Raw genomic sequence first — 14,652 nt, forward strand, 5'->3', positions numbered from 1 at the left:
ACGCCGCTGTGTGGGCTGGGAGGGAAGAGATATGAGTATGTTGAAGTTGGTTGAAGAGCACCGCTATGAGGAGCTTTTTGATGCGGAGCTGTTTTGGGACCCTGGTGATTATGCGAAGCCTTTGGAGGTCTCTGTTGAAGATGAGGCAGGTGTTTCTCAGGCTTTTTCTTTGGAAAATGTTGCTACTTGTAGGGGCATTCGTGTTTTTGTGTGTGCCCAGTTGCCGAGCCGCACGGTTCAGGCGAAGATTGCGACTTCGGTAGGGCAGAAGAGCACGCATTATTTTTTGATTTTTCATGATGGTGGTGCTCACCAGACCTGGCGTTGGCCTGCTCAGGTTTTGCGTGGTGATAAGGCTAGTATCAAGCTGACCAGCCATGAGCATGTGCGGGGTTTGCAGAACCCTAAGTTGTTGAAGCGTCTTGAGTCGATTAGGGTGACTCCGGGTGAGAGCCTGAGTGTTACCCAGATGTATGACAGGATTCAGGCTGCTTTTGAGACTGAGACTGCTGATGAGACTAAGAAGGCTTCTACCTTGATGGTGGATCTTTTTGAGGCTCTGCAGAAGGCGGGCATGAAAGAAAATCATATTTCTGAGACTTTGGCTCGTATTCTCTTTGTGATGTTTGGTGATGATACTGAGATGTGGGGCATAGGTAGCGTTTGCCTCTTTGAGAATTATATTCTTGAGCAGACTGCTGAGGATGGTTCTGATCTTGCGGTGAAGCTCAATGAGCTTTTTGAGTTTCTTGATACCAAGCCTGCCCGTGATGGTGCGCTGGCAGCGGAGGGCAAACCGGAGTTCGCCGGTTTTAAGTATGTGAACGGCGGTATTTTCTCTAATTTGAAGCCTTTGCCAGGTACGGTGGGTAAGGATTTCCGTGAGGCGATTTTGCGGGCCAGCCGTACGGATTGGTCTGATATTTCTCCGGCTATTTTTGGTTCCATGTTTCAGTCGGTGCGTGATGCTAAGACCCGCCGGGCTATGGGGGAGCATTACACTTCTGAGAAGGATATTCTTAAAACCCTCAACCCGCTCTTCTTGGAGGAGCTGCGCGAGGTCTTCCATAATGCGAGGGACAAGTCTGATGAGGCTAAGCGCCTGACTAATTTGCGTAAACGTATCGCCAAAATTAAGTTCATGGATCCTGCCTGCGGTTGTGGCAACTTTGTGATCATTGCTTACCGTGAGTTGCGTGCGCTAGAGACTGCGATTGTCTCCCGCTTGGTTGAGATTGGCAAGATATCTGCTTTTAACGCTGGCTTTGTGCTGGATGTCGCCACTCAGCAGAGTGAGAAAGAACGGGCGCTCGCGTATGAGCCGATGGTGGTTATTGATAATTTTTACGGTATTGAGATTGACCCCTGGCCGGCTGCGATTGCGCGTACTGCCATGTTTTTGATTGAACGTCAGTCCGACCAGCTGCTGGCTGAGAAGTTTGGTTTTGTGCCGACTCGTCTGCCGATTCGCCAGGAGTCTCACATTGTTAACGCGGATGCTCTGCTGGTAGATTGGCGTGAGGTTCTGTCTGCTTCTGCAGAAGACGAGGTTTATATTGCGGGTAATCCGCCGTTCCTCGGGCATAAAGAACGCCAGAAACTGTCTGATAGTTTATTCAAAGCCTGGGGTACATCTAAGGTTGGTCACCTTGATTATTCGACTGGGTGGTACATTAAAGCCGCACGCTTTCTCTCTCGGTCGAATAAGTTCGCTTTTGTCTCCACCAATTCAGTCACGCAAGGAATGAGCGTAGACAAGCTCTTCGATCCTCTGTATGAGCTGGGATGGAATATAGATTTTGCATACAGGTCTTTTCCTTGGTCTGGTGGAGCTAAAGTTAGCTGTGTAATTATTGGTTTTTCCAAAGGTAAGAAGAAAAAACGGAAGCTATTCTGGTCAGATGAGCGCTTAACCGAGGTTCCAGGAATTATTGATTATTTGCTTCCTATGCCTCCGGCTGTACGCGTTAAAGATAGAACAAAGATATTAAGTCCAGAGCTGAAAAAGATGGTAATGGGATCTACTCCTTTAAGCGATTCACTAAAATATAAGCTTAAAGGTTCTGAAGACTATAATAACGAGGTTGAGAAAGACCCAATTCTTCTTAAATACCGTAAGCAGTATAGCGGTAGTGAAGAGTTTATCCATAATGTAGTAGAAAATTACTGTTTTTGGATGGACTCTATGCCAAAACAGGAAGAACTTGATAAATCAAGCATCCTGCGCACAATCATAGAAGAGACTAGAAAAAATCGTCTGCTTAGCACTCGAAAGGCTACTTTGCGCGCATCTGAAACCCCTTATGCTTTTGGCGAAAATCGGAGACCTAGTAACGATTACCTCGCTATTCCGCAGACATTTAGTCAGAACAGAGACTATATGACAGTTGGGTATTTGGATAAAAATATAATTCCTTCCGCAAAGCTTTTCTATATCGATGGTGAATCAATTTTTGACTTTGCGATCTTGTCTTCATCTGCAACGCTCCAATGGCAGATTGCAATTGGTGGAAGAATGCGAGATGACCATAGTTTTGCTGCGAAAGTAGTCTGGAATACTCTTCCGTTGCCTAAGATTTCTGAAGAATTACGTGAGCAGATTGTTGAGGCTGGCAGGGGAGTGCTGGCTGCTCGTGAGGAGATTAATAAAACCGCGGGTAAGACAGTGAGCCTAGCTGAGATGTACAAGGCAGATGCCATGCCGGAGGTGCTGGTCAAGGCCCACCATGAGCTAGATAAGCTGGTTGATCTTGCCTTTGGAGCAAAAGAACCCCTGAAATCCAACGAAGAGCGTTTGAAGCTCCTCTTTGAGCAGTACGCAAAGATGATCGCTGAGGAAGAGGCACCTGCCTCAGCTCAGAAAAAGCCCACTCGCTCCCAGAAAAAATAAAAATAGAAGTATATATGGGGAAGGGGTAAGCAGCCCCTTCCCCATTACTCTAAGCCCATACCCACGAAAGACCCCACCCATGAGCACCCAACCCAACCTGCGTCGTCCAGCCGATGATTTACTAGCCCTACTATCTCAGCGGCTCAACGAGGTCATCAGCAAGCTCACCCAGCCCTACTCCGGCGTCCTAAAAAACTCAGGTGTAAAAATATTTGAAGAAAAAGCCACCGGCACCTGGGTCGACCTGCTACACGCTCAAGACATCGTGGAATCCATGAAAGCCGCAAGCGACAAGAAATTTCAGTTCGACCCCAACCGGCAAACCTTCAAACGCTACTCACCAGCAGACCCCCAATATCAGCTCAAAATCCTCAAAATGCACAACGCCGGCTCACTACAAAAAGGTTTCTTCAAAAACATCAACTCGCGCATCCCAGACCTAGGTATCAGCCTAGGCAGAATGCGAAACAACCACTGCCACTTCGAAGAACACAGCGCTGAAGATATCAAACGAGCCCTCGACAACGCCCGCGAACTACTCACCGCCCTCAACGACCCCCAAGGCGCACAACAAGTCGAAGAACTCTTCACAACCTACGCAACAGACCTCGGCCTAACTAACCCCGCAGACTACCAGAAACCTAAACTGCCACCAGAAGTAGAAGCCGAACTCGCCAAAGAAGCACAACAAGCACACACCGACGAAGCCCGCACCCTACAAGAAAAGCCTCAGAGCGCCGCAGACAAACCAATACCAAAGTCAGAACCCAGAGCTCAGAAGCTCGACGACATCATCGCCGCAGCCGGAACCATCGACGCTGAACTCTACGAACCCTGGCAGGTTGAATCCCTTGGCCAACCTGACCATCTAGAACGCATCAGAGCCCGTGGCCACGCAGCCCGCGTACGCAGCGTCATCGCAGAAATCACCGAGCACGAAGCACCCATCAGCATGGACCGCCTCACACGCCTCACCGCCTACGCCTTCGGCATCGCCCGTATCAACTCCACCATGCGTAAACGCATCAGACACCAAATTAGCGCCACCGAAGAACTCTTCATCGACGACCATAAATTCGTGTGGCCAGATACCGAGACATACGCAACCTACAGCGCCTTCCGGTACGACCCCGAAGGCTACCAGCGCCCCATCACCGATATCAGCCCCCGCGAACTCGCCAACGCCATTCGCTACCACCGCACCACCCATACCACTACCCCCGGCAGCGAAGACGAAATCCGCGCCGTCATGACCTACTACAACCGCACCCGCCTCACCTCAGCCGTCCAACAACAAATCCACACAGCCCGCCAAGAACTGGGGGAATAAAACCATGAAACTCGCCAGACTCTTTAAAACCAACACCCTTGCACAGAACCAGTCCCGCAAAGAAATCACCCCAAAGGACCGCCACCACTACAAGGCACAAATCGTCTTCATGATGGACGTTGAAGTTGCCCCTGACGAACTCAACACCAAAATCTGGTCAGACGGACCAGACCCGCACCCTAACAAGCCCGACTACCACGTCAAATACGGTGCAGACTGGCGCTCAGCCTACTTCCCCTCAACTCTGGCCCCCGTCATGTACGGCAAATCGCTTCCCACCGGGTGCGAACAAACCGCAGTGACACCACGACTGCACTCAACCCGCATCAACCACGATGCTCACAGCTGGTTCAAAAACCTACTCATCGCCTCCCGGAACCTTACAAAAGACCCTAAAATCGTAGACTCTTTCACCTTCATCCGGGCCGAACTGCAGCTTTACGATCGCGGTACCAGTGAAGACATTACCTTCGGGCAATTCGTGCTCTACACCGAGGTAGAAACCCGCAGCATAGGTAAAATTCAGGAAGTATTTCGCGTTCTAACACGAGAAGAAAACCGCACCTCAAAAACCCGCTCACTCGTACCCGGCAGCCACCTATACGACTACCTCGACTCAGAACACTTCAAGAAAAAACTCGGTGGGCTAGGGTTTACAGATGGAATCCACTTCTACGACAACGCCAGCTACCTACGCGATACCGAAGCCAAAATCTACTCAGCAGTGCACTTGCGCATTGACTCAACAGACTGCGACGAAATCATCCAGCACATCAACAAGGGTAACCTCATCACATCCACACCCAGCTGGCAGGCAATACTTGGTCTCATGGCGGCCAACGTTAAACTCCACAAACTCATCAACGAAAAAGGCCTACTGGATTACTACAAAGCCAGAATCAGAACCATCTTTGAAGGAAGATATTCACTCATCACCAGACTCGGCGCTGCCTTTATCACCCTTAACGACTCTAGAGCCTACACCAAAAACTCAGAACTCTACTTCCTCGCCGAACACATAGACGCCCTTATCATCGGACGCCTACACGACCAAATTTTGCGCAATGCCGAAGTGAAACTAGTCAGCGAAATGAGTAAAACGCCTCATGGAAAGAGAGATTTCAACAACTTTGAACACATATCAGAAGGCGTGCTCAAAGTACACCACCAGTTTATTGCAGACTCCATTCGATACTGGATGGATGATGTAACTGCGAACTCTGGTATGGGTATGGTAACCCTGAGCAAGTACAAAGAAGCTATAGGCTACCAAAACCGCTTCGACCAAATGAGAGTCAAGTTAGAAGACATTGCGGTATTGGCGCAACAAGACGTGCAAGAAGCAGAAGCTAATCGTCAAGAACGCCTCAGTCAAAGCCAGGAAAAGTTTGCAACGATCCTTGCTATTATCGGTTTTATCGCTATTCCCCTTCCATTGCTCAATGACGGATTAGCTTTTGTAAAAGAAATGAGAGGGGGAGAGAATCCATTCTGGTCTCAGGCCTGGAACTTTGTGTGGATAGGAGTAATCGCATTCTTAGGGCTATTAATCCTGACCATTTTGATATACCAGTTTCTCAAGAAAACCAGATTGCTTGAAAAGCTGGGTATTTCACCCTATAATCCAAGTCAGAAAAAACTGCGTTGCTAGGAAAACTTTCCTCCTCGCACAATATAGATTTGTTTACTAGGAAACGCTGTGTTATATTAGTTTATTTCCGTATTTTAGTAGTAATGTTGTTTGTGGCTACATCCTTACTTCGACACTCAGTCTGATTGTAAAATCTGAGAAATAAAACAAAGTAGGCATCATGGAAACGTGGGTGGAACTGGTGATAAGAAGATATCTTTCCAAACTAACTTTGTACCCAACAAAAATTACGAGGATGGATATTAGTGAGTATGGGATCTTATTTTGGTTGTCAAGGACGCTGATGACACATGGATTTCTCAGGAAACCAAAGAGATTTTAAATATTGTTCTGAAGAAAATTACTGGGTTTACGTAGGTGAAGCTATTAGCGAAGAAAGGCTAAGCGGCGCCCCATTAACTGACCCAATGAGTCGGGATGATGTAATCCGAATTACGTTTGCGAAAGCAAAAGACTGTATTGGACGCGCTGGCTACCAATTGTTAGGTGTGTTCTCCACTGGACATGAGGTCTGCCCCATTAGTGGACACCTATTTGAATTACGATGAACCGCTCAAGACTGGATTAAGCTACCGCAAAATCTTCTTAGGGGACTATACAACAGCGTATCCTCATGTTGCTGCAATCCCCGGAAAATGTACGCCTCTGATAGCCTGTTTTCCCCTGCATGAGGGGGCACGACGCTAGAGGAGAATCTCCTTGTGCAGACTTTGATGCTTATTCAAAAGTAAGAACGAACCCCCACTTGACAACGGTCCCATTAGGCTGAAACCTTGAGGATAAATTGCCAGGCATACTCTCAAGAACGACACCATCTTGAAACCCACCACCCGTGGCAAACGAAACTGGTACTCGCTCTCGTCCAAGCGCCACTTACCTACCAGCGGCTCAATACCATTGCCTGTTCATTAAGGTAAATCTAGCCTAGACTAGAGGTATGAGAGCAAGCGCAGATTCACTGAGGCTATACAAGCTCCTTGCCGATAACAGCGATGCCATCAGGGCTGTCTTCAATAAGTACGGAGCTAGCAATCCTCGGGTCTTTGGCTCGGTTGCCCGTGGAGACGCCCACCCCGGCAGTGACATCGACATCATGGTAGACATCGAAGACTCTAAGGGTGCAACCATCATGAAACTGGCCGGAATCTCAGAATCGCTGTACCGACTTCTCGGCGTCAGGGTAGACGTAGTTACCCCCTCAGTGCTCCGAGAAAAAGTCTCAGCAGAGGCTCAAAGAGAGTTGGTTGCGATATGAGCCAATCTACCCCCTCATGTCTTGACGATATCAACAGCGCAATTAGCTCCTGCCTTGAATACTCAGAACATCTGCAAGACCCAAAGTTCTCAAACATGGCCATGGACGCAATCGAACGAAACCTTGGCATCATTGGGGAGGCAGTCAATCACCTACCCGAAGCTTTAACATGTCAGTTCCCAGAAACAGACTGGGTTGCAATTGTGGGCCTCAGAAACTTTCTCATTCACGAGTATTTTGCTGTTGATACAGATGTTATCAACGAGATTTTGGCACACTACCTCATCCCGTTGCAGGCAACAGTGCATCTGGCAATTACCACCTTGCAAAATTCCTAAACCGCTGTCTCAATTTTTAGCTCGCTCTCAGCCTGTTTACCGCCGCCGCCAGCTCGTAGGGGCGGGAGATGACTAGGTCGCCTCGGGGTGCGCCCAGCCCGGTAAATCCTTGGGCTTCAAGTTCCTTCATAGCCTGCTGGCAGGCCTGGGCTAGGGGAGTTCTCTCCCTCAACTCAGCCACCAGGCGCGGCAGCAACAGGGCCAGGGTAGCTGTCTGCCCGGCATCCACCAGCTGGGCCACATCCCTCAAGTCCAGGTCCCCGGCAGGTAACAGCACCTGCTCCTGGCCCCAGCCAGCGCCCGCACAGACCCCACCAGGGGCTTGATAGGCTCCGCAGAATTCTCAATCAGGGCACCCATCAGCTCATCGCGCACCATAAAATTAGTGGCGAAGGTATCCTCATCCAGCAACAGAAGCCGGGAACCAGCCTCCAGGGCCTCCACCGTATTCGCCGCCTGGGAGGTAGAACCCGAACATTAGCCGTAGAAAAACGCCGCGTATCCTGGCTCGTAGGCAGGTCCCGAATAAAGGCTGAAATATCCAGGCAGGTCACCGCTCGCCCGTCCTCAGCCCGCACAGCAACCGCACCGCCCGCCGATACTCCACCGTGCCCAGCAGGTCAGCCGGAAGCTCAGTAGTGGCCAGTGGCACCAGCACCCGAATCCTAGACGGCGGGGCATAAGGGTCAGGCTGAACCCGGTCAATTACCAGTCGGTGCCCGCGCCCCGCATAAGAACCCACCAAAGACTTCAAGGCCCCGTAGGAACCACCATCAAGACGGCGCAGAGCCGCCCGCAAAGAATCAACAGACATGCCCCAGCCTGGCACAGACCACCCCAAAGACCCAGGCCCAGCCTAAGCCCCTGTTACAGCCTGCCTTAACATCTAAACCCACGAGCCCAACCAAACCCCAAAGCCTGCCTCCAGGCGGTAGGGTGGTGGGTAAAGAACCGCTACCGAAAGGCCCCAGCCCATGATTCCTGCCAACCCTTTTGCCCCCGATGCCCAGGCCGGTAAGATCGCCGTGGTGACCGGTGCCTCTTCCGGCATCGGCCGGGCTACCGCCGAACTGATGGCCGCTACCGGCTGGACAGTCTACGCCGTGGCCCGCCGAGCAGACCGCCTTGAAAGCCTGGCTCTGGCAACCGGGGTGCGCCCGGTCGTCCTCGATATTACGGACGCCGGCGCGGTTGCCGCCCGTGCCCAGGAAATTTTGGGCGAAACCGGCGGCCGTCTCGATGCCCTGGTGAATATCTCCGGCGGTGCGATTGGGGCTGATTCTGTGGCGAACGCCGACCCCGCTGGCTGGTCGGCCATGTTCGAGCTCAACGTGATTGGCACCCTCAATATGGTCAAGGCCTTCCTGCCCGCCCTGCGCGAAAACGGCCAGGGTACCGTTTTGAATCTGACCTCAACCGCGGCTGAAGCTGGCTATGAAGGGGGAGCAGGTTACAACGCCGCCAAGTTCGGTGAACGAGCCCTGACCGAGACGCTGCGCCTGGAAGAGGCCGAGCACAACGTGCGCGTAATTGAGGTACGCCCCGGCATGGTGCACACTGAAGAGTTCTCTCGCAATCGCCTGGGCTCGGACGAGGCTGCCGCTAAGGTCTACGCTGGCGTGGACAAGCCCCTGCTGGCTGAGGACGTTGCTCAGACCGTCACCTTTGCCGTGAACGTCCCCCACCACATCAACCTGGACCACATCACCATGCGACCGGTTGCCCAGGCAGCCCAATACAAGGTGATTCGGCGGGCCGCAGCCTCATAGCCGGAGCGGGCAGGGGGCTGGGGTGAGCCCGCGTCATCTTCTTGACAGCAACTAGCCAGCCTACTTAGTGTGGGAAGAGGGAGCCTGTTGTGGCAACCAGCCATCAGTCAAAGGAGACGATAACCGTGAAGTACAGCCCCCACACCCGCCCCGCCCTCACTGACCGCCTCGGCATCTGGCGTCCTGCCCTCGGAATGGTGGCCCTGTTACCACTTCTGACCGCCTGTGCCGGTGGTGGTGAAACCCCATCGCAGGCACCGGCTCAGACCTCTTCCTCCGTTTCTGCCTCTGCGACCGCACCAGCAAGCACCCCTGCACCCTCAAGCTCTTCAGCGATAGCTGCATATCAGGTTGTTGAGGACGCCTGCATAGACCGCTGTACCAACTACGACACCATTGCTGTCACCCACCCCACCCTCGGGCCGGTAGAGATTCGCACCTATGGTTGGGATATGAACCCGGGGACAGCCCCTTCCCAGATGCAACTGGCCTACGCCGTTTATCGGGACGGCGAACCCATCGGCTTCTATGAGGGGCTGGGCAATACCTACGCCTTCATCTCTGCGCACACCGTCATGGGCAATATGACCTGGAATCTTGCGCGGGACTCCAACGTTGACCGCTACGGCAACATCTATCTGGCAACGGATAGGTCCGTGGTGGTGCTAGCACCCACCGATACCGGGTATAGCCAGGAGGGTACCCTACCCTCCGTGCCGGTAGAGAAACCGCGGTTCGAGATTTACCCCTTCTTCGATGATGCCGGTGAGCCCGCTGCCGGCCTGCACCTCGATGCGGACGGGCGGGCCTACCTTGTTCTGGGGAAGGACGACAGCGGAGAAGTGAGGCAGGTCAGCATTACGGGGCCGCTAGGGGAAGAGGGCTCGACCGTTTACACCAGTTGCGCCAGCACTGAGCCCCACTGCGGTTTCATTTTTGACCACTAGGTTGTGGTTGTGAGGCTGTTGGCTAAATTGTTCCCTTCGTTAGCGCTGGGGCTCGTCTTGTGTCGAAATAAGACCCGACCCAACCCCCTTTTGTTGAAAATTAAGAGCGCGAGAGTAAAGTGAGAATAGTCAATACATGAACTAAATAAGGAGCTTGTCATGACTACAGCAATCGTCGGAACAGGGCGCATCGGTTCACAGGTCGCCCTCCGTCTGGCCCGCGGGGGAGAAGAGATACTGGTTGCGGCATCAGATCTCGAATCGGCTCAGAAATCAGCTCAAGAACTGGGGCTAGGTATTCGGGCTGGTACCGTCGAGCAGGTCATTGACGAGGCAGACACAGTTGTCTTCGCTACGATGTTCCCCGTTACTCAGCAGTTGCTACAGGAACACTCTTCACAGTTGGTGGACAAGGTTGTTGTTGATCCATCCAACAACTTCCGGGTTGCTGACGATGGCCGGGCGGTTTCCGCCAACCCAGAAGGGTCCTCAGCTGGCCAGCAGAACGCTGCCCTGCTTCCTCAGGGAGTTCATTTTGTCAAAGCACTGGGAACCATGAGCGCGGCTAATCTGGGCAAAGAAACTACCGGTAGCGGTGAAAAGGTTGCTCAACTTTTTGCAACGGACGACCCTGTAGCGCAAGAGCGCATTACCCACCTATTGCGTCTGGGCGGCTGGGAGCCCGTCAAGGCTGGCGGCTTGGACATTGCTTCCAGAATCGAGGTCGGTGGTGCCTGGCACGACCGCGGTGGACTGAGCGGACGGATTCTCAGCAAGGAGGAAGCGGAGAAACTGGTCAGCCAACCCCTTGCGGAGGAATCAGCACGATAAAAGCGGGAGAAGCGCACCTGCCAGTCGATTGATTGTGCTGTACAGTGGGTGGGGTCAGCCCCACCCACTGTGCTGTGCAGGCAGCAGACTGGAGCCCCATGATTCACCTGGTCGCCACCTCCCACGGAACCGATAACCCCCAGGGCCGCGAAGCCGTTAACCTCATCCGGGAGCAGCTCACCGCCCTGGTTGAGGCCCAGGCACCGGGAACCTACACCGTGCACGAAGCCTACGTTGATGTGCAAGAACCCTCCCTGCCGCAGGTGCTGCAGGAGTTGCCGTCCGGGGCTACCGCCGTCCTTGTGCCCCTGCTACTCTCGCCGGGTTACCACACCGAACACGATATGAGGCAGGCAGCAGCAGACGCTAGCCACCTGACCACCGCAGTAGCCCGCGCCCTCGGACCCTCAGCAGCCCTTGCCAAACTCCAGCGTCAGCGCCTCGAAGAGGCAGGCTGGGACGGCTACGACGATATTGCGCTTGCAGCAGCCGGTTCCTCCCGGGCGGACGGCCGTGAAGCGGTGCTCTATCAGGCAGAAGTTTTCAGCACCCTGCTCAGCCAGCAGGTGCCCTACGGCTTTGTGGCTGACATTGAACCCACTATCGAACAGGCCTGGGAGAGTAACCAGGCCGAATACATCTCAACCTACCTGCTGGCCCGCGGCTACTTCCACAGCAAACTCACCAAGGCTTACCAGGGCACAGAAAAGGCGGTCGTCGCCGAGCCGCTGGTGCTGCCCGGAGACGCCGCCTCCGCCGCGGTAGTTGCTTCGGTTGCTTTTGAAAGAGCTACCGAAGCTCTAACCGCTCTTAGCGCTTAACCGCTACCGCCTCAAAGGTCTCAGCAGGCTCAACGTAGGCCTGCTGGGACTCAACCAGCTGAAGCTCCCGCTGACCCGAGGCCAGGGTATTCTTCAGCAGCTCATAGACGCTGGCGGTGGTCAGTTCTAGTGCTTCCTTCAGACTCTTGCCCGATGCGAAGTGGGAGGCAAAGAGAGCCTGGGTAACATCACCCGAGCCGTTGGCCTTCATCGGCAAGCGAGGAGTGGTAATCAGCCAGGCTTCATCGCCCGAAACCGCCAGCATCTGGATTGAATTCTCCGGGGTTTCTGGGGTGTTCACACTGGTCACCAGTACAGTCTGGGGGCCAATCTTCTGGGCTGCGGCCACAGAATCAAGCACCTCATCGAGGGTCTGGGGGTCGGTGCCGGTCACAAAGCCCAGCTCAAACTGGTTGGGGGTAATGATGTCAGCGTGCTGAATCACGCGGTCACGAATCAGTTCCTGCACCTCGGGGGAAACGAAGCAGCCACTGGTGGCATTACCCAGGACGGGGTCGCAGGAGTACAGGACACCCGGATTAGCAGCACGGGCCTTGGCAACGGCATCGAGGATGGCATCACCGATAGAGGAGCCACCCTGATAGCCGGAAATCACCAGGGCGGTATCGGTCAGACCGCCGCGTTCCTCGATGCCGGTGACAATCTCTCGGACGTCGTCGCCCGAAATCAGTGGCCCACGCCAGGCACCGTAGCCGGTGTGGTTTGAGAAGAGGACGGTGTTGACGGGCATGACCTCGTGGCCAAGACGCTGGAGGGGAAAAACGGCAGCTGAATTACCTACGTGGCCGTAAGCTACAGCGGACTGAATAGACAAAATACGCATAAACACCATTGTGGCACGCCCCGGGTCTACCTGCGGTACGCACGTTTCATTAGATGACAAGTAAGCCTGTAACCAGTGGCGCACAGTAGTGGGCTGCAAGGGCCTCAAGCAAACCTAGGGCCGTAAAAATTACCCCCGGTGAAGACCTATGACGTAAAAATGTCGCCCCGTGACCTGGCACCCGCAATAACTCGACCACCCCGCCCCCATAAGCCTAGACTTTCAAACAATTCGACCCTAAGAACTGTTATGAAAGGAGCGCTATGGAACCCTCACCCGTGAGCTTTAAAAACTTTGGTCTCGGCTCACCGGCCGAAGCGCTAGAAGATCCGGCTATCAGCCCGGAGGGCACGGTCGAGCCAACCCAGCTCTCAGACGCCGAGAAAGAAGCCAACCGGCAACTCGTGGATCGCTATGCGGAATCCCTCTACGATGCAAGCGCCGAAGAAATCCTGACCTGGGCCCACGAACATGTGACCGGCAAGCTGGTGGTAACCCTCTCCATGGAAAACACGGTGCTCGCCGAACTGGCTAGCCGCTACCTGCCTGACTCCGACTTCCTCTTTCTCGATACCGGCTACCACTTCCCCGAGACCCTGGACGTGGCCCAGCAGGTAGAGGACCGCTACCCCCAGAACCTGGTCAGAGCCAAGCCCCTGCTCACCGTGGCCCAGCAGGACGCCCGCTACGGCATCAACCTCTACGGCACCGACCCCGCAGCCTGCTGCCGCATGCGCAAGGTCGAGCCCCTGGCAGCGTCCATGGCCCCCTACACCGGCTGGATTACCGGCCTCCGCCGGGCAGATTCACCGCTTCGCGCCACCACCCCGGCACTGGATATAGACCCCAACGGCAGACTCAAGATCTCGCCCCTGGTCACCTGGAGCCTTGAAGATACCGACCGGTACATCGACGAAAAGAACCTCATTGTTCACCCCCTGACCAAGGCAGGCTACCCCTCCATCGGCTGCGCCCCCTGTACCGCCAAAGTAGAAGCGGGTCAGGACCCCCGCAGCGGACGATGGGCAGGATTCACCAAGACAGAATGCGGACTACACACATGAGCACCACTACATCAGCCACCCTCTCACCCCACCTCAAAGACCTAGAAAACGAGTCAATCCACATCCTGCGCGAAGTAGCCGGGCAATTCGACAAGGTCGCCCTGCTCTTCTCAGGCGGTAAAGACTCCGTTGTCGTCTACGAACTAGCCCGCCGTGCCTTCGCACCGGCACCCGTGCCCTTTGAACTGCTGCACGTAGATACCGGCCACAACTTCCCTGAAGTTATTGACTTCCGTGACCGCCTGGTGGAGCGCACCGGCGCCCGCCTGCGCGTGGCCAAAGTCCAGGACTGGATCGACCGGGGAGAACTCCAGGAGCGCCCCGACGGCACCCGCAACCCCCTGCAGACCGTCCCCCTGGTCGAAACCATCGAAGAACAGGGCTACGACGCGGTGCTCGGTGGCGCTCGCCGCGATGAGGAACGAGCCCGCGCCAAAGAGCGCATCTTCTCGGTACGCGACGCCTTCGGCGGCTGGGACCCCCGCCGCCAGCGCCCCGAGCTGTGGAACCTCTACAACGGCGGCCACCTGCCCGGCGAGAACATCCGTGTCTTCCCCATCTCCAACTGGACAGAAGCCGACATCTGGGAATACATCGGCGCCCGCGATATCGAACTGCCTCCCATCTACTTCGCCCACGACCGTGAAGTTTTCAACCGCGACGGCATGTGGCTCACCGCGGGGGAGTGGGGCGGCCCCACCAAGGGCGAACCCATCGAAACCCGCCGAGTACGCTACCGCACCGTCGGCGATATGAGCTGTACCGGCGCCGTCCTGTCTGAAGCCAGCACGGTACAGGACATCATCACCGAAATCTCCACCTCAACCCTGACCGAACGCGGCGCAACCCGAGCGGACGACCGCCTCAGCGAATCCGCCATGGAAGACCGCAAGAAGGAAGGTTACTTCTAAG

At 54.5% G+C, this 14,652-nt stretch carries 16 protein-coding genes; 11 read left to right on the plus strand and 5 right to left on the minus strand.

The genetic code is table 11. The annotated features are described in order from the left end of the window. Window positions 1-31: 31 nt before the first annotated feature. The 5 genes from ACEE43_RS02255 (at window position 32) to ACEE43_RS02275 (ending at window position 7,464) form a co-directional block, all read left to right on the plus strand. Window positions 32-2,890: a class I SAM-dependent DNA methyltransferase gene (locus tag ACEE43_RS02255; RefSeq protein ID WP_449107046.1), complete on the plus strand. Its 2,859-nt coding sequence runs from the start codon at window positions 32-34 to the stop codon at window positions 2,888-2,890. A 79-nt stretch (window positions 2,891-2,969) separates the two neighbouring features. After that, window positions 2,970-4,220 (plus strand): DUF3320 domain-containing protein, encoded by a 1,251-nt coding sequence (locus ACEE43_RS02260; protein WP_449107047.1) that lies wholly within the window; start codon window positions 2,970-2,972, stop codon window positions 4,218-4,220. Between the two features lie 4 nt (window positions 4,221-4,224). Beyond that, on the plus strand, window positions 4,225-5,871 hold the full coding sequence (locus tag ACEE43_RS02265) for a hypothetical protein (protein WP_449107048.1): 1,647 nt from the start codon (window positions 4,225-4,227) through the stop codon (window positions 5,869-5,871). 937 nt (window positions 5,872-6,808) lie between these two features. Next, window positions 6,809-7,126 (plus strand): nucleotidyltransferase family protein, encoded by a 318-nt coding sequence (locus ACEE43_RS02270; RefSeq protein ID WP_449107049.1) that lies wholly within the window; start codon window positions 6,809-6,811, stop codon window positions 7,124-7,126. Then, entirely contained in the window at window positions 7,123-7,464 is a 342-nt protein-coding gene (locus ACEE43_RS02275; RefSeq protein ID WP_449107050.1) for a HepT-like ribonuclease domain-containing protein, read from the plus strand. The genes ACEE43_RS02270 and ACEE43_RS02275 overlap by 4 nt, the downstream gene beginning before the upstream one ends. A gap of 16 nt (window positions 7,465-7,480) precedes the next feature. Here ACEE43_RS02275 and ACEE43_RS02280 read toward each other — a convergent pair whose 3' ends face one another. The 4 genes from ACEE43_RS02280 to ACEE43_RS02295 are packed head-to-tail and all read right to left on the minus strand — an operon-like array spanning window position 7,481 to window position 8,278. After that, on the minus strand, window positions 7,481-7,741 hold the full coding sequence (locus tag ACEE43_RS02280) for a hypothetical protein (protein WP_449122294.1): 261 nt from the start codon (window positions 7,739-7,741) through the stop codon (window positions 7,481-7,483). Next, window positions 7,711-7,908 (minus strand): P-loop domain-containing protein, encoded by a 198-nt coding sequence (locus ACEE43_RS02285; RefSeq protein WP_449107052.1) that lies wholly within the window; start codon window positions 7,906-7,908, stop codon window positions 7,711-7,713. The genes ACEE43_RS02280 and ACEE43_RS02285 overlap by 31 nt, the downstream gene beginning before the upstream one ends. After that, window positions 7,824-8,042 (minus strand): P-loop domain-containing protein, encoded by a 219-nt coding sequence (locus ACEE43_RS02290; protein ID WP_449107053.1) that lies wholly within the window; start codon window positions 8,040-8,042, stop codon window positions 7,824-7,826. The genes ACEE43_RS02285 and ACEE43_RS02290 overlap by 85 nt, the downstream gene beginning before the upstream one ends. After that, window positions 8,015-8,278, minus strand: coding sequence for an ABC-ATPase domain-containing protein (locus ACEE43_RS02295; protein ID WP_449107054.1), 264 nt, complete (start codon window positions 8,276-8,278; stop codon window positions 8,015-8,017). The genes ACEE43_RS02290 and ACEE43_RS02295 overlap by 28 nt, the downstream gene beginning before the upstream one ends. Window positions 8,279-8,438: 160 nt before the next feature. Here ACEE43_RS02295 and ACEE43_RS02300 point away from each other — a divergent pair, with 160 nt between their 5' ends. From ACEE43_RS02300 to ACEE43_RS02315, 4 genes are all read left to right on the plus strand, one after another. After that, entirely contained in the window at window positions 8,439-9,233 is a 795-nt protein-coding gene (locus ACEE43_RS02300; protein WP_449107055.1) for an SDR family oxidoreductase, read from the plus strand. Between the two features lie 125 nt (window positions 9,234-9,358). Next, window positions 9,359-10,180: a hypothetical protein gene (locus tag ACEE43_RS02305; protein ID WP_449107056.1), complete on the plus strand. Its 822-nt coding sequence runs from the start codon at window positions 9,359-9,361 to the stop codon at window positions 10,178-10,180. A gap of 159 nt (window positions 10,181-10,339) precedes the next feature. Then, on the plus strand, window positions 10,340-11,011 hold the full coding sequence (locus ACEE43_RS02310; protein WP_449107057.1) for an NADPH-dependent F420 reductase: 672 nt from the start codon (window positions 10,340-10,342) through the stop codon (window positions 11,009-11,011). A 98-nt stretch (window positions 11,012-11,109) separates the two neighbouring features. After that, window positions 11,110-11,832 (plus strand): sirohydrochlorin chelatase, encoded by a 723-nt coding sequence (locus ACEE43_RS02315; RefSeq protein ID WP_449107058.1) that lies wholly within the window; start codon window positions 11,110-11,112, stop codon window positions 11,830-11,832. On the opposite strand, the gene pdxY is transcribed toward ACEE43_RS02315, so the two are convergent. Continuing rightward, window positions 11,822-12,676, minus strand: coding sequence for a pyridoxal kinase PdxY (pdxY, locus tag ACEE43_RS02320; RefSeq protein ID WP_449107059.1), 855 nt, complete (start codon window positions 12,674-12,676; stop codon window positions 11,822-11,824). The genes ACEE43_RS02315 and pdxY overlap by 11 nt on opposite strands. 263 nt (window positions 12,677-12,939) lie before the next feature. On the opposite strand from pdxY, the gene ACEE43_RS02325 reads away from it, so the two are divergent. Continuing rightward, window positions 12,940-13,740 (plus strand): phosphoadenylyl-sulfate reductase, encoded by an 801-nt coding sequence (locus ACEE43_RS02325; protein WP_449107060.1) that lies wholly within the window; start codon window positions 12,940-12,942, stop codon window positions 13,738-13,740. Next, window positions 13,722-14,651, plus strand: coding sequence for a sulfate adenylyltransferase subunit CysD (gene cysD, locus ACEE43_RS02330; RefSeq protein ID WP_449107061.1), 930 nt, complete (start codon window positions 13,722-13,724; stop codon window positions 14,649-14,651). The genes ACEE43_RS02325 and cysD overlap by 19 nt, the downstream gene beginning before the upstream one ends. Window position 14,652 lies beyond the last annotated feature (1 nt).

The organism is Rothia sp. 11254D007BW (assembly GCF_053548195.1).

Excerpts from the sequence above, each read along its gene's own strand:
- ACEE43_RS02295 (WP_449107054.1), bottom strand. The coding sequence starts at position 8,278 with ATGTCTGTTGATTCTTTGCGGGCGGCTCTGCGCCGTCTTGATGGTGGT.
- ACEE43_RS02265 (WP_449107048.1), top strand. The coding sequence starts at position 4,225 with ATGAAACTCGCCAGACTCTTTAAAACCAACACCCTTGCACAGAACCAG.
- ACEE43_RS02270 (WP_449107049.1), top strand. The coding sequence starts at position 6,809 with ATGAGAGCAAGCGCAGATTCACTGAGGCTATACAAGCTCCTTGCCGAT.
- cysD (WP_449107061.1), top strand. The coding sequence starts at position 13,722 with ATGCGGACTACACACATGAGCACCACTACATCAGCCACCCTCTCACCC.
- ACEE43_RS02315 (WP_449107058.1), top strand. The coding sequence starts at position 11,110 with ATGATTCACCTGGTCGCCACCTCCCACGGAACCGATAACCCCCAGGGC.
- ACEE43_RS02255 (WP_449107046.1), top strand. The coding sequence starts at position 32 with ATGAGTATGTTGAAGTTGGTTGAAGAGCACCGCTATGAGGAGCTTTTT.
- ACEE43_RS02310 (WP_449107057.1), top strand. The coding sequence starts at position 10,340 with ATGACTACAGCAATCGTCGGAACAGGGCGCATCGGTTCACAGGTCGCC.
- ACEE43_RS02325 (WP_449107060.1), top strand. The coding sequence starts at position 12,940 with ATGGAACCCTCACCCGTGAGCTTTAAAAACTTTGGTCTCGGCTCACCG.
- ACEE43_RS02260 (WP_449107047.1), top strand. The coding sequence starts at position 2,970 with ATGAGCACCCAACCCAACCTGCGTCGTCCAGCCGATGATTTACTAGCC.
- ACEE43_RS02275 (WP_449107050.1), top strand. The coding sequence starts at position 7,123 with ATGAGCCAATCTACCCCCTCATGTCTTGACGATATCAACAGCGCAATT.
- ACEE43_RS02300 (WP_449107055.1), top strand. The coding sequence starts at position 8,439 with ATGATTCCTGCCAACCCTTTTGCCCCCGATGCCCAGGCCGGTAAGATC.
- pdxY (WP_449107059.1), bottom strand. The coding sequence starts at position 12,676 with ATGCGTATTTTGTCTATTCAGTCCGCTGTAGCTTACGGCCACGTAGGT.